Annotated in this window: 11 protein-coding genes and 1 tRNA gene; 1 reads left to right on the top strand and 11 read right to left on the bottom strand. The window is 36.7% G+C overall.

Annotated elements, in window-relative coordinates:
• Window positions 1-89: 89 nt before the first annotated feature.
• The 5 genes from J2Z38_RS00750 to J2Z38_RS00730 all read right to left on the bottom strand — a co-directional run bounded on the left by J2Z38_RS00750 (window position 90) and on the right by J2Z38_RS00730 (window position 4769).
• Window positions 90-320 (bottom strand): hypothetical protein, encoded by a 231-nt coding sequence (locus tag J2Z38_RS00750; RefSeq protein ID WP_209771228.1) that lies wholly within the window; start codon window positions 318-320, stop codon window positions 90-92.
• Between the two features lie 56 nt (window positions 321-376).
• Window positions 377-450: transfer RNA gene (locus tag J2Z38_RS00745), tRNA-Arg, on the bottom strand.
• Complete coding sequence (locus J2Z38_RS00740) at window positions 441-1238, bottom strand: metallophosphoesterase (protein WP_209771226.1); 798 nt, start codon at window positions 1236-1238, stop codon at window positions 441-443. The genes J2Z38_RS00745 and J2Z38_RS00740 overlap by 10 nt, the downstream gene beginning before the upstream one ends.
• Window positions 1228-3021, bottom strand: coding sequence for an NAD(+) synthase (gene nadE, locus J2Z38_RS00735; RefSeq protein ID WP_209771224.1), 1794 nt, complete (start codon window positions 3019-3021; stop codon window positions 1228-1230). Before nadE ends, J2Z38_RS00740 begins: the two co-directional genes overlap by 11 nt.
• Window positions 3022-3098: 77 nt before the next feature.
• Window positions 3099-4769 (bottom strand): acyl-CoA dehydrogenase family protein, encoded by a 1671-nt coding sequence (locus J2Z38_RS00730; RefSeq protein WP_209771222.1) that lies wholly within the window; start codon window positions 4767-4769, stop codon window positions 3099-3101.
• Window positions 4770-4936: 167 nt separating this feature from the next.
• Here J2Z38_RS00730 and J2Z38_RS00725 point away from each other — a divergent pair, with 167 nt between their 5' ends.
• Window positions 4937-6154: an FprA family A-type flavoprotein gene (locus J2Z38_RS00725; RefSeq protein WP_209771219.1), complete on the top strand. Its 1218-nt coding sequence runs from the start codon at window positions 4937-4939 to the stop codon at window positions 6152-6154.
• Window positions 6155-6552: 398 nt separating this feature from the next.
• Here the strand turns inward: J2Z38_RS00725 and J2Z38_RS00720 are convergent, their stop codons facing one another.
• From J2Z38_RS00720 to J2Z38_RS00695, 6 genes are all read right to left on the bottom strand, one after another.
• The gene (locus tag J2Z38_RS00720; protein ID WP_225304665.1) at window positions 6553-8022 is read right to left on the bottom strand and encodes an aldehyde dehydrogenase family protein; all 1470 of its coding nucleotides are present in this window, start codon (window positions 8020-8022) and stop codon (window positions 6553-6555) included.
• A 556-nt stretch (window positions 8023-8578) separates the two neighbouring features.
• Window positions 8579-9079, bottom strand: coding sequence for an NUDIX hydrolase (locus J2Z38_RS00715; protein WP_209771216.1), 501 nt, complete (start codon window positions 9077-9079; stop codon window positions 8579-8581).
• Window positions 9080-9732: 653 nt separating this feature from the next.
• Window positions 9733-10104 (bottom strand): RidA family protein, encoded by a 372-nt coding sequence (locus J2Z38_RS00710; protein ID WP_209771213.1) that lies wholly within the window; start codon window positions 10102-10104, stop codon window positions 9733-9735.
• A gap of 8 nt (window positions 10105-10112) precedes the next feature.
• Window positions 10113-11111 (bottom strand): M15 family metallopeptidase, encoded by a 999-nt coding sequence (locus J2Z38_RS00705; protein WP_209771210.1) that lies wholly within the window; start codon window positions 11109-11111, stop codon window positions 10113-10115.
• A gap of 231 nt (window positions 11112-11342) precedes the next feature.
• Window positions 11343-13520 carry a polyphosphate kinase 1 gene (ppk1, locus tag J2Z38_RS00700; protein ID WP_209771207.1) on the bottom strand — a complete coding sequence of 726 codons (2178 nt, stop codon included), beginning with the start codon at window positions 13518-13520 and terminating at the stop codon, window positions 11343-11345.
• 2 nt (window positions 13521-13522) lie between these two features.
• The gene (locus tag J2Z38_RS00695) at window positions 13523-14428 is read right to left on the bottom strand and encodes a Ppx/GppA phosphatase family protein (protein WP_209771203.1); all 906 of its coding nucleotides are present in this window, start codon (window positions 14426-14428) and stop codon (window positions 13523-13525) included.
• Window position 14429: the final 1 nt, after the last annotated feature.

Here is a 14429-nt window from a genome sequence, read left to right as displayed (position 1 = left end):
CCAACAAAAGCACACCTATCAAATTAGTGTGCTTAATCTAACATTTGAATTTTTTAATAACTAAGTAAAACACAATTAAAGCACAATATCTAGCCAAGACCTAATAATTTCTTTGCTATTTTCAAATAATCTTTCTTATCTTCCTCGAAAATTATCTCGTCATCAAATATTTGCCCTAAATATTTACTCAAATCAACTACATCATGATTTTTTTTGATAAAATTATCAATTTTACAAATTTCCCAACTATATTCATCTATTGGAGCAAAAGGAAACAATGAATAGGGGTCCCAAGAATTTATTATTTTTTCTATATCCATGTAATTCTTTCTCCAAATCTAATCTAATATTTCAATTTTTTCTCTAAAAAAACTTTTGGCACGTCCTCAGGGAATCGAACCCTGGGCTTGGGCTTCGGACACCCTTGTTTTACCACTAAACTAAGGACGCTCGATTGTTATGTTGGTGTAGGAGATTTGGTCTAGGAATCTCAAAGGTAAAAATGTGTTGCCAAGACCACTTGATACGTAAATCTGACTTTCATTATAATAATAAAGTCCGCTGTCAAAATCTGGGAAATATCCTTCGCCTGGGGCTACAAGTGCACCTATGAGGGGTGCTCTGACTTGGCCGCCGTGGGTGTGGCCGGAAAATATTATATCCATCCTTGGATCGTAATTATCCCTAATTCTTTTAGAAAAATGGGCCAATACCAAATTTAGACCTTGACCTGGCTTGAAATTATCTAGATTCATTCCCCAATAAGGGACTCCGTAAATATATACTTCATTATCCCCTATTCTAAGATTTTCTCCCTGGTTATCAAGTTTTATTATGCCCAATTTTTTTATTTTATCATAAAAAATCTCAGATTCTTCAGAGGCTTCTTCGTGGTTTCCTGAGACATAATAAGTTTTGATCCCTAATTTTGACAAGTTTTCTAGAAAGAACATGGTCCTTTCAATCTTTTTTTCTGTTGGGTAATCAATCATATCCCCAGTTAGGAAAATCAAATCAGGATTAAAAGCCTTGATATTATCAAGAACTTCCCCCAAATTACTAAGGACGTTTGAATGTAAATCTGAAATGTGGGTGATTTTTATATCATTATTGACCTTGGAGCTTTTTATGGTGAGTTTTTTCTCAACTCCTACAAAGGCCTGGTCGTGGAGGTATTTTCCTGTCAAAACCATTGTGGCAAGGACAAGGCCTGCCACAATTTTCTTTTTATTTTTCATCTAAGTTTCCTAGGTAAATTTCACTTCCCATATCGGACGGAATCTTAAAACCGAGCCTTGGCGAAAAGCTCCTTCCGGTCACATCTGGCCCGTCAACAGCAGTAGATCGCTTAAATTGTGATTGGGTAAAGCGTTTAAAATAGGATTTTAGCCAATATTTTATAGTTTCCCTGTCATAGGTATCACGAAAAGCATAGGTTGCGTCTGTCAGAATTTCCTTTGCGCTTTTATGGTAGGTCAAATGCTGGTAGATAAAAAAGTCCAAAAGTTCGTAAGGTCCGATGATATCTTCGGTTTTTTGGGTAATTTCTCCCGCTTTTTCGCTTACAAGTTCTGGGGAAACTGGTGTGGCAAGGATATCATTTAGGACTTCCTTTAATTTATCATTGTCTGTAAAATGTGCGTAGGACTTAATCATATACCTTAATTCAGTTTTCATAAGTGTCGCATTTATGCTGTAGGATGACATATGATCACCATTGTAGGTTGCAAAGCCCTGCATATTTTCAGACAAATCTCCAGTTCCTACTACAAGGCCCCCGCCCATATTTGATAGGTTAAAGAGAACTTGGGTCCTCATTCTGGCTTGGGCGTTTTCGTATGCCAAATCTGGAGTTTTTCCGTCGTGGCCAATGTCTTTCAAATGAGCAGTTACGGATTTTGAAATATTTATTTCCTTTAATTCAATTCCAAGTGCTTGGCAAAGCAAATAAGCATTTGACTTGGTCCTGTCGCTTGTGCCAAAGGCTGGCATGGTAATCGCACCGATTTTTTCCTTGTCAAATCCAGCAATTTCATAAGCCTTATCAATGGCTAGGAGGACTGCTGTCGAGTCAATACCGCCAGACACTCCCAAAAATACTTTTTCTGTACCAATTGCTTTCATTCTCTGAATGAGGCCTAGGGCCTGGATTTCAAGGGCGTCTTCTAGGTAATCTTTTGAATATTCCGCCGTTGGCAGATATGGGAATTTCTCCACATGATAAGCTTCGTCAGTAAAATTGTTAAAATTTGTATAGTGGAATTCATCTTCTACTTCTAGAGAAAATATTCCTGTATCACTAGCTAATATTTCTCCATTTTCTGCAATAATGCTTTTATCTTCATAGACAAAATCAGTTGAAGATCCACCAAAACAAGCTGGTGTATGGACATAAATTGTGTCCTTTGATAAATAAGATATGTCATCTCTTAATTTTTTAATAAATCCAATATGTCTTGGAAAAGCGGACGGATTTAGGATTATATCTGAATTTCGCTCTTTTAAATTCAGTGACTTTGGCATATTTCCTGTTTCATCTTCTCCAATACTTATACCTATATAAAGTCCACCAACATAGATTGGGAATTCACCATTATTATCAACAAAATGTTCCCCAAAAGTTAATGCACCTTCATAATCTGTTGAGAATATAGTTTTTTCATACGTTTTGAGATTTTCCTTAACTACTAATCCCAAGGCATCACCGCTTTTTATAGGAATTACAACGTTATATATTTTTTTATCTTTTTTTACTGGTAGACCAACGATAAAAAATATGTCCTTATCTTTCGAATAGGCAATGAGATCTTCTAAACCTTTTTCAGCTGCCTTTAATAGGTCTTCTTCCAAATATCCGTCATAAAGACTAGCTCCTGTCAAACATAGTTCTGGTAGAGAAAGAATATTTACCTTTTCCTTTTCCGCCTCATCTATCAATTCTTTTATTTTTTTAACATTTTCTGCTACATTTCCCAAAGAAACTGGAAAAGATGCAGATTTTATTTTTATATTTCTTTTCATTTTATCACCTAATCTTATTTTACCCCTTCTAGATAAAAAAAAGAGGACCCGATGGGTCCTGGTCTCTAAATTTAATTTTATAGGTTTTTGATTTCTTCGATTAGGATTGGTAGGACTTCGGTAAAGTCGCCAACTATACCGTAATCGCAGTTTTTAAAGAATTGTGCCCCCTCATCGTTGTTTATAACTACAACTTTTCTTGCAGAATCAATTCCTTTTAAGTGTTGGAGGGTACCTGAAATACCTATACCAAAGTAAAGTTCGCCAGTAAATTTCTTGCCACTTACACCAATATAGTGGTCATCTGAAACATAGTGTCTAACCTGGGCAGCAGGTCTTGACGCTCCAAGAACTGATCCTGTGATATTTGCCAATTCTTTTGCCAAGTCTAGGTTTTGTTTTTCACCAAGACCCATACCAACAGCCACAACCCTCTCTGCACCTTCAATAGGGCCTTCTAGGTCAACTGGGTCTTTCTTAAGCTTAAGGCCATCAGCAAGGAGGGCTGCCACAACTTTCTTAACAGCTTCCCTGATATCACCAACAAAGACTTCCTTCTTCCTATCTTCAACCTTAGCTGGCGCTTTTTTGCCATTTTCTTCTGCCTTTGTAGCCTTCTTAGCACCTTTTTTATCCAAAATATAGGCTGCAATTGTTTCCTTCATTTGATCGCTAGGACCATCATAAATTTGGCTAATCTTGGCATCCCTATAAAGTTTATCAAGGTCAGTAGCAGATGATGAAGTACCGCCACACATATCAAGGGCCTTGGATGTCAAATCTTCAGCAAGCTTTGAAACAAAAAGCTTTGCCATGGAAGTATCCTTGCCATAAAAATCTGCCTTAGCATCCATTTTTAAAGCCGCATCCCTAACCATCATCTTTGCTGCCTTAAGGTCTGTTGCCATAGAAGCGAGGATTGGACGGTTGACCTTGGCTGCCTTACGAGCCTTAAAGGTCTTCAAACCACTTTGTAAATAAGTTTGACTTGCCTCATAAGCAGCATCTCCCAAACCTAAGGCAAGGGCAGCTGTTGCAAGGTTACTTGCCTCAAAGATTTCATCAATATATTCATTTGCCTTGTTAAGGTCTCCAATTAAATTTTCCTTTGGAACTTTTGCGTCTTTTAAAATCAAGTCTCCAGTAATAACCGATCTTGAACCTAAGTTATCATAGGTTTTTGAAAAAGAAAGTCCTTGGCAATCCTTATCCAAAATAAAAATCGAAAGGCCATTTTCCTTATCTCTTGGGTTTGTAAGGGCTGTTACCAGGTAATAATTTGCAAGACGGGCGTTGGTAACTAAGATTTTCTTACCATTTAGAAGGAAGTAGTCCCCCTCGTCTATGGCTGTAGTTTGAATTTCTTCATCTTCCTCAAAGTGGCCGAGACCTCCAAGGTTTTTACCATCAAGAAGTAAGTTCAAATACTTTTCTTTTTGTTTTTCATTTGCAAATTTATTAATTGGCCAAGTAGCCAAAGAAGTATGGGCAATGATAAGGCTTGCAAGTCCACTGTTTACCCTTGCTGTTTCCTCAACGACAGTAGCGTAGTGGTCGTAAGATAAACCACAGCCCCCAAATTTTTCCTCAAATGGAAGGGATAAGAGACCAGCTTCCCCTATTTCACTTAGGATTTCAACAGGAAAGTCCTCTTCCATGTAGGCTGCAAGTGGCCTAATCTTCTCTTCTGCGAAGTCCCTAACAAATTTCCTAAATTCTTTTATATCTTTTGGCATTTTGTATGTCATATATTCTCCTTAATAATTTAATATGCTTTTACATAACTGATACCCCTTATCATTTTAACAAAACATCTTCATCAAAGTTTTTTAACTCTTTCAATAAATAAGTTTAATATCGGCGAAAAACTGGTATAGTTAACTTAGAAAAACAATAATTTAACAAAGGAGTTAATATGCACAATATAATAGAAGTACTCGATAATATTTATTGGGTAGGTGTGAATGACCGCAGAATCAACAGGTTTGAGAATTTGTTCGAAGTTCAAAACGGAGTTTCTTACAATGCCTTTGTCATCAAGGACGAAAAAAATGTTCTCATGGATTCTGTAGAAGGAGGATTCACAAGACAATATCTTGAAAATGTTGCCGCAGCTCTTGATGGAGAAGAACTTGACTACATTATTGTTTCCCACATGGAACCAGACCACTGCAGAAACATCGACTTTATCCTCAAAGAATATCCAAACTGTAAATTTGTTGGAAATGCCAAAACCCACAAGTTTTATGAACAATTCTACGACAACAAATTTGCTGACAGATATGTAGAAATCAAAGACGGCGAGGAATTAAACATCGGTAAAAGAAACCTTAAATTCGTCTTTGCTCCAATGGTTCACTGGCCAGAAGTATTTATGACCTACGAAACAACAGAAGGCCTATTCTTCTCAGCTGACGCCTTTGGTGCCTTCAACGCAATCGCAGGTAATATCGATGCATCAAAAGTTATCCACAAGGGCGACTGGCTAGACCAAGCTAGACGCTACTACCTAAATATAGTAGGTAAGCATGGAAAGATGGTTCAAAACCTCTTCAAAAAAATAGAAGGCCTTTCAATCAACGCTATCCTTCCACTTCACGGACCAGTTTATAAAGACGCTGACTCAATCAACTTTATCCTTGAAAAATACAGCCACTGGGCAGGTTTCACTCCAGAAGAAAAAGGTGTAGTAATTGTCTATGCTTCAATGTACGGCGACACAGAACAAGCAAGCGACATCCTTGCAAACTTCCTAGCCCAAGAAGGCGTTGAAGATATCGTACTTTACGACATCTCTGACTGGGACTTCTCTTATCCAGTTGCAGATTGCCACAGATTTACCCACTCAGTATTCGCTCCAATCAACTATAACGCAATTTTATACTACAAGATGGACGCATTTTTAAGAGAACTAGTTGGCACAAGCTTCCAAAACAGAACAGTTTCCTTCCTAAACAACTGGTCATGGGGCGGAAAATCTCTAGAAATTGCTAAAGAAATCCTAGAGCCAGCTAAATGTACATACATCGGCGAAGATGTAAAAATCAACTCAGCTGTAAAAGATGCCCAAGTTGAAGAACTAAAAGCCCTTGCAAAAGTAATAGCAGAAGATTATAAAAACACAGAAATCTAAGTAAAAAATAAAAGCTCGGAGCATTAACTTCGAGCTTTTTGTTGCAAATATAAGTAATTCATCAATTAAAGGATAAAAATATAAAACTAATAAATGGGATTTTTTATAAAAATCCTCTTGCCTTAATCCTTGTTATTTTATCGTCCAAAGAAATATTCAATCCTTGCCTATCGGAATAGTCTGGAAAATTTTCCTTATCCTAAATTTGGGGCATATAAAAATTCGACTATTAATCTTTACATATATGAATGAAATATGAATTTTAACCTTGCAAAAACTACCTGCAAAATTCCCCTATATAATAGGGAAGGTTTTATAATATTTCCCAAGAGGATTTTTAAATCTTCTATATCTTTAAAATTTCGGGGCAAATCTCGTTTCATTTTTAATTTCAAATTTCATCCCAAAAGCTTTTTTATAAGACTAAACTTTTTCTCTTCATAGGGCGGATACCTCAAAGGATTGTCAAAAATCCCTGCCTTTACCACACTTTTCCTATTGGAAAAATTCATAAAACCAAAATATCCGTGGTAGCCTCCCTTTCCCGAATTGCCAACCCCACCGAATTCCAACCTAGGATTTGCAATTTGCATCAGACAGTCATTTATAGCCCCATTTCCGTATTCCATTTCTCTGATGATTTTATCCCCGATTTCCTTATTGCCAGTGAAAGTATAAAAAGCGAGGGGCTTTGGCATCCTTTTGATTTTCCCCAAAATTTCATCGAGATCGTCATAAGCAATTATAGGAATTATTGGTCCAAAAATTTCCTCACTCATTACTGGATTGGAAAAGTCTACCCCGTCCATGATGGTTGGAGCAATTTTTAGGATTTCTTTGTCAAAGTCTCCGCCAAAAACAACCTTATCTTCATCAATAAGACCCAAAAGCCTATCAAAGTGGTGGGCGTTTATAATCCTTGGCAAGTCTTCATTGACTAGTGGATTTTCCCCGTAAAAGTCAGTTATATTTGCTTTTAATTCTGAAATTAGCTTGTCTTTTATAGCCTTATCTACAATCAAAAAGTCTGGGGCAATACAGGTTTGGCCTGCATTTACAGTTTTTGCCCAGGCAATTTTTTTCGCCGCCATTTTTATATCGGCTGTCTTTTCAACTAGGCATGGACTCTTGCCCCCAAGTTCTAAGGTTAATTTGCTAAGGTGAGGTGCTTGGGCTGCCATAATTTTTTTGGCAACAGCCGGCCCACCAGTGTAAACAACATGGTCATAAGGCCTGCTTATTAATTCATCGTAATCGAGATTAGTATTATCCAAATGGACGAAAAAATCTTCTCTAAAATTATCTCCAACAATTTTCGAGATAATTTTACTTGTCTCAATAGATTTAGAAGAAGTTTTCAAAATCACAGTATTACCAGCAGCGATTGCACCAACAACTGGGCCCAGGCTTAAATTAAAAGGATAATTCCATGGGGAAATAATCAAAGTCACGCCAAGAGGTTCATAAATATAAAAACTTTTTGCTGGAAAAGTTGTAAGGGACTTTCCCACCTTCACTTTTTTCATCCATTTATGAAGATTTCTTTTAGCAAAACTTATCTCCTCTAGGACAAAATGATACTCAGTCAGATAAGATTCAAAATTCGATTTACCCAAATCTTTTTCCAAGGCATCTAAAATTGAACTTTCATTGTCCCTTATAACATTTTCAAGCTTTTCTAGTTGCCTAAGCCTAAAATCATAAGACTTAGTAGAATTTTTCCAAAAAAATTCCCTTTGACTTTTAATAATATTTTCAAGATTCATAAGTATCCTTTCAAAGTTCACAGGATCGTAATTATTCAAAAATATTCTATAATCATAATCCTTCAAAATATCTTTTCCCATCCTTGTACACATATATATCATACCTAAACTCATAGGTATTAATATGATAAACGCGCCTAGTAAAGGGGCAAATAAGTTAAAGACTTCCCCTAATATTGTTGTAAAAAATGTGATTCCTATGCCCACCATTCCAAGCTTTACACGAGATTTATACCAATAAGCATTTCCATTTTCCCAATTTGCTTGGCTTTTAACTAGTCTTTGGAGAATAATGGAATGGCCCACTATACTTATATGAAGATAGCCTCACTTTTAAATTCTTCCCTAATTTCCTTTGGTGGATATTGTTTCGGATTTTTTAATAGATTGTAATTTACTATAATAATTAAAATATCTACGACTAATAATATTAGTTATATCTTATTAGACATAAAGGCTCCCTAAAGCTTTCAAATCTTCCTATTTTAATAAATTTGCCTATGATAAATCAAAAATGGCGAGATAAATTCTATATCCCCTGTCCTTGTGAATAGATTTATTTGTATAATTGCCACAACCTTATAGACCTGGCAAATGCCATAATTATAGTAAGTGCAAGGGAAACTTTACCAAAAATGATCCTTATAAGGTTTCAAAATTAGGCTAAGTCTTGTAAGACTCTTTCATCTGTAATGATATGGTCTATGCCCTTATGGTCTCTCTTAAGATAATCTTTCATAAAAGTCGGATAAGCTTTATAATTTTCAAGTCGGTCGATTGGTATCCAGTGCATAGTCTCTTTTATGCCGCTCGTTGTAAGGCTATGGCTCTTAAGATTTTTATTACCCTTTGGCTTCATCATGTAATAAAAGCAAATCTCATGGCAGTCTACGCCTTTTAAACTAGAGCTTCCAACAAAGAAATTTTCGTGGATTATAGCCAAATAATCAACTTCGTATTCGACGCCGGTTTCTTCAAATACTTCCCTTCTTACAGCATCTTCAGAACTTTCTCCCAAATGGACTCCACCACCTATGGAATAGTAATAGTCATCAGCTTCATTTCCCGCAAACAAAACGCAATCATCTTCGATTATAATACCAGCTGCCCTATACCTAAACCACTTATCTTCTTTTATAAATCCACAATCCTGATCCATCCCTATCTCCCTTAACTTTAATTCCAAATTTCCCTCAAAAACAAAAATGACCCCACTGGGTCAAGTTTGTATTTTTTCTCATTTTTGTTTTCTATACAATTTTAAATTATCAAACAAAATATAAAATGGATTTTTCATAGTTTGTAAAATAATTTATGAAATGATTTTAATTATAAAAACTAATACAAATCCTATTTTATAATTATGTTCCATTTAAGGATGATAAGGAATAATTTTGAAAAATATCCACAAAGACTATGAATATCCTCTAAAAATCGAGCGCACTCATCCTGTTATTGCCAAAATTCCTTTTTTAACTAGGACAAGCCTATAGCATCGGTGGAACTTTCTGCTTATTTTCTTTCAAAAATAAGGACAAGTTCAAACCTCAGCATAAGTCTTTTCGTAATTTCCCTTCGGAAAATTAGGACAAGTCTATAGTACAGCTATAGTATCGCCTGAGCTTTCTGCTTATTTTCTTTCAGAAAATAAAGACAAGCTCAAGTCTCCACATAAGTCTTTCCATAATTTTCCTTATGGAAAATTAGGACAAGGCTATAGTATCGTCTGAGCTTTCCAATTATTTTCTTTCAGAAAATAAGGACAAGTTCAAGACTCCACATAAGGATTTCCATAATTTTCCTTTCGGAAAATTAGGACAAGGCTATAGCTTCGATTTCTATTACTGCGCCTTTTGGAATATTTGCTACTTCTAGGGCAGATCTGGCTGGTTTGTGGTCGCCGAAGAATTCTTCGTAAACTTGGTTAAAGGCTGCAAAGTCGTTTACATCATCTAGGAAGACATTGCATTTTACAATTTTATCAACAGATGAACCGCCTGCTTCTACTATGGCCTTGATATTTTCGAGAGCTCTTTTTGTGGCCTTTTTGATTTCCATTTCTAATTCGCCTGTTTCTGGGTCAAGTGGAAGTTGGCCTGATGTGAATATTAAATTATCTGTAACTATGCCTTGGGCATAGGCTCCTACAGCTGCTGGTGCATTTTTTGTCTGAATTGTTTTCATTCTTCCTCCTATGAAATCTTTAAAAATTCTTCTAAAGTAAGATTGTTATCGTAAATTTCCTTGGCATTTTCGACCCCTACAAACCTGTAGTGCCAAGCTTGGGCCTTGTGGTGGGTTTTATTTTCCTTACCCTTTGGATATCTTTCGATAAATCCGTATTTATAAGCATTTTCAGCAAGCCATTTATATTCGGCTGTCGCTTCGAATTTGTCATTGTATTTAGAGCCTTCTGTGAAAAAGTCAAAGGCTGTGCCTGTTTGGTGCTCACTTGTGCCGGCTACTTCAGCATCAACTTCGCCCGCCTCATGCATCTTGCCCTCAAGCTCATAGCCCCTGTAATCAGACGCTATCTTTAAGTTGAGGCCGACTCTTTCCATATCTTGGCGCATAGTTTCGAAGGCACGCCTAGCAGTCTTGTCCACACCTGGGTCAAAATTTGCTGGTAGTGGATAGGCTTCGCTGACATAAACTATTCCGCTTACAACCTTTACAGTCTCGCTTGGATCTGTCTTTGCAAGTCCATATTTATTTACATAATAATAAGAATCGTCGATTTTCACCTTAGCAAAACCGTTTTCACAACCATAAAAACCTAGGTATTGGCCTTTCTTTACAAACTTATCTGTTTTTGAATAATCATTTGGAAATTGGTAGGCATACTGGGTTTGTAGGCACTTCACATACTCAACAAGCTCATTTTCGTATGAACTATCTTCGATCTTTTGTTCATCTTTTAAATCTATATTTTTAAAACCAATCTCAGTTGCCACGTGGACGTCAGATGCGTTTGCTTTTTCCTCTTTGGCATTATCTTCCAAAAGTTGACCAGACGCAATCCTGTATTCACTTGGTCTTCTGATTTGGTAATCATCCTCTTTTTGAAGGGCAAACTTAGCTGTTGTAAGGGTCAAAACCAATCCAGCACCTATAAAAATTGCCTTTTTTCTCCTTCTTCTTGATTCTCTTCTTTTACGTCTCTTAAGCTCTCTGATACCTTTGTTTGACATTTTATTCCTCTATTTATTTCAATATTTTAGTGTAAGTCTGTGGGTTTGTAAGGTCTTGCATAAATATTAAATATATTTCAATTTCCTATTTTAGTTTAACCTTACATTTCGTTACTATTATTATAACACGAATTTTACAAAATTAATAGAGCAAAATGCCTATTTTTTAAAGAAAAAAACAAAAAATCCGACTTTTTTGTCGGATTTTCATCAATTTTAGTTTTATTTTGACTAATTCTTAAAAATATTTTTAAGCCAGTCTATAAAACTTGTTTTTTCGTCATCTTTTTTTGCAGCATCAGTCTTAAGTATTTTATGATTATTTCCTAAATCATTTTCCCTATACTTAATTTCTGCCTGTTCAAAATCTGAGATTGCTTTTTTCATAAGCTCTTCTTGGGCATTATAATTATTCTTATTTTCTACCCTCAAATATTCGCCAGTTGCATATAATTTCCTGATTTTAACATCATCGGCAAACATGGTATCGCAAAAGTCTAGGACGTATTTTTTCACATCAGGATCTTCGATTGGTACAGCAACTTCGACCCTATTTCTGATATTTCTGGTCATAAAATCGGCCGAAGATATATAAACTTTCGGGTTTTCCCTGCCGAATTGGTAAATCCTGTGGTGTTCGAGGAACCTGCCAACAATCTGGTAAATTTCAATGTTTTCAGTCTCTCCTGCCACTCCAGGCAAGATGCAGGTGATACCCCTTACCATCATCTTGATTTCAACTCCAGCTTGAGATGCCTTAACCAAAAGGTCAATTAAGCCCCTATCAGATATTGAGTTCATCTTTAGCCTGATATAGGCGTCTTCGCCATTTTTGGCTTTTTTAATCTCTTCCTTGATTAATTTTTCAAGGCCTTCTGGCATGGATTTTGGCGAAACCATTAGTTTTTGGTAAGCTCCTTCAAGATTTCCTATCAAAATATTATCAAACAAATCCTTGGCGTCTTGGCCAATAACCATATCAGATGTCATGAAGGAAAAATCTGTGTAAAGTTTGGCGGTTTTTTCGTTGTAATTTCCGGTCGCAATCTGGGTAATAAAGGAAATTTCCCCATCAACATACCTAGTAATGAGGCAAACCTTGGAATGGCACTTGTAGCGGTCAAAACCGTAGACAATCTTACAGCCCGCATCTTCAAGCCTTGACGACCAGAAGATGTTGTTATCTTCGTCAAATCTCGCCCTTAATTCCATTAGGACAATGACTTCCTTGCCATTTTCACTAGCCTTAATGAGGCTCTTGGCAATTTTAGAATCCTTAGCAATCCTATAAAGGGTAATCTTTATGGAATCTACGGTAGGATCTGTTGCCGCCTCATCCAAAAGCCTAATCATTGGGTCCATAGACTCATAAGGATAGGATAAAATTATGTCTTTATCCAAAATCTGATCAATCATTGGCCTTGAAGGATTTACCATGGCTGAGCCTTGTGGTTCAAAAGGCTCATATGTTAGGGCGTTTTTGGTCCTTCTTGGCAGGCTGTCAATGAAATCAAAAATAAAACCTAGTTGGAAAGGAGTTTTTGAAACAAAAATTGATTTCTCGCTCAATTCAAAATTCTTGCATAAAAATTCCTTATCTTCAGCGACAAGTGGAGAATCAACCTCAAGCCTTACTGGTTTTAGCCTCTTTCTCTTCTTTAATTTCCCCTTCATATAGGTCCTGAAATCTTCCTCGACATCGTAATCATCATCGTCATAGGAAATGTCCGCGTTCCTTGTAAGGCTCATAACAAAGGCATTTTCAGCCTTGTAGCCCTCAAAAACTTCTGCCCCACATTCCTTGATTATATCTTCGATGAGAACATAGGTCCTATCGGAAATCATGACATATCTTTTTAGCCTTTCAGGTAGGTAGATTATGCCGATTATTTCCTTTGAGTTTGATGATTTGGACTTTTTCTTGACCAGGTCAAAAACTACTGACAGGCTTAAATTCGCAAGTCTTGGCAGTGGATGGACCCTGTCAATTATTTGAAAAGATAAAATCGGTTCGATTTTTGTATCAAAATATACCTGGCAAAAGTCCCTGGCTTTTTCATCTAAATCAGCAACTTTTCGTATATTTATACCTTCCTTGGCCAAGTCTTCGATTAAATCAAGATAAATCTGGTCTTTTCTCTCGTACATTGGCACAAGTTTTTCAAGTAATGCGTCAATTTGCTCGATTGGAGTCATGTTTGACTTGTTATCAATAGGTTGCTTTTTAAGCTTTGACAAGTCGGTCAAAGACCCAATCCTTACCATGAAAAACTCTTCGAGGTTAGTGTCGTAAATCGATAGAAACTTGAGTCTTTCAAGGACTGGGACAGTCTTATCCATGGCCTCTTCGATAACCCTCTTGTTAAAGTCAAGCCAGGATAATTCCCTATTTTGTGTATATTTTTTCATGCCTAGCTCCTTCCTAAAAGTTTGCTATAGACATACCCTTCCCTAACACCTGTTTGGCTAACATTAATTTTTTCAACTGAAAAAAACTTGCATATTTCATTCATAATAATCATTCCTGGCAAGATGGTGTGGATCCTGTCTGGCTTGATATCAAGGATTAGACGCATTTTCTTCTTATCTGATTTTTTAATAATATCTTTGACCATAGCTTCAAAATCTGCCGCATCCATGGAGCGGACATCATCACTTAGGCCGTAATATTCCTTATAAACCATAAGGGCAGCACGGGCAGAACCTCCAACAGCCGATAGGACGTTGAAATCTTCCCTATACATAGAAGCATCGTCAAAAAGCTGGATGACACGGTTTTCGATTTTTTTCCTGCTTGCCTTATCAGCAAAAAGTCCTTCAACATAGTCGTTAAAGGCCGAAAGTGAGCCGATTGAAAGGGACGAAGACTTGATAACCTTGCCCTGGTCAATCAAAACAACTTCAGTCGAACCACCGCCAATATCGCAAAGGACCCCCTCCTTGACATCAGTAGAAACAGCCGCACCAACAAAGGCGAGTTGGGCCTCCTCTTCGCCAGATAAAATCTCTATATCAAGGTCAAGCTTATCCTTCATAAGGTCTAAAATCTCAGACCTGTTAGCTACGTCCCTTACAGTTGCAGTTGCAAAAGGATGGACCTCGTCGATATCGTCAAAGTTATCCACAACTTCCTTAAAGTTTGCAAGGGTTGAAAACAACCTCTTTATCCCCTTTTCAGATAGCCTGCCGTCCTTGACGTAGGATTTAAGTGAAACTTGTTCTTTTTCTGAAAATAAATTCACAGCCTCGCCGTTTTTTTCCTTGTAAACTGAGAGTCTTACTGTGTTTGAACCAATATCCATAATTGCGTAAATCATC

Origin of the sequence: Anaerococcus degeneri, from assembly GCF_017874475.1 — a bacterium.
GTDB classification, from domain to species: domain Bacteria; phylum Bacillota; class Clostridia; order Tissierellales; family Peptoniphilaceae; genus Anaerococcus; species Anaerococcus degeneri.
This window is presented reverse-complemented; position numbering and strand designations above follow the sequence as displayed.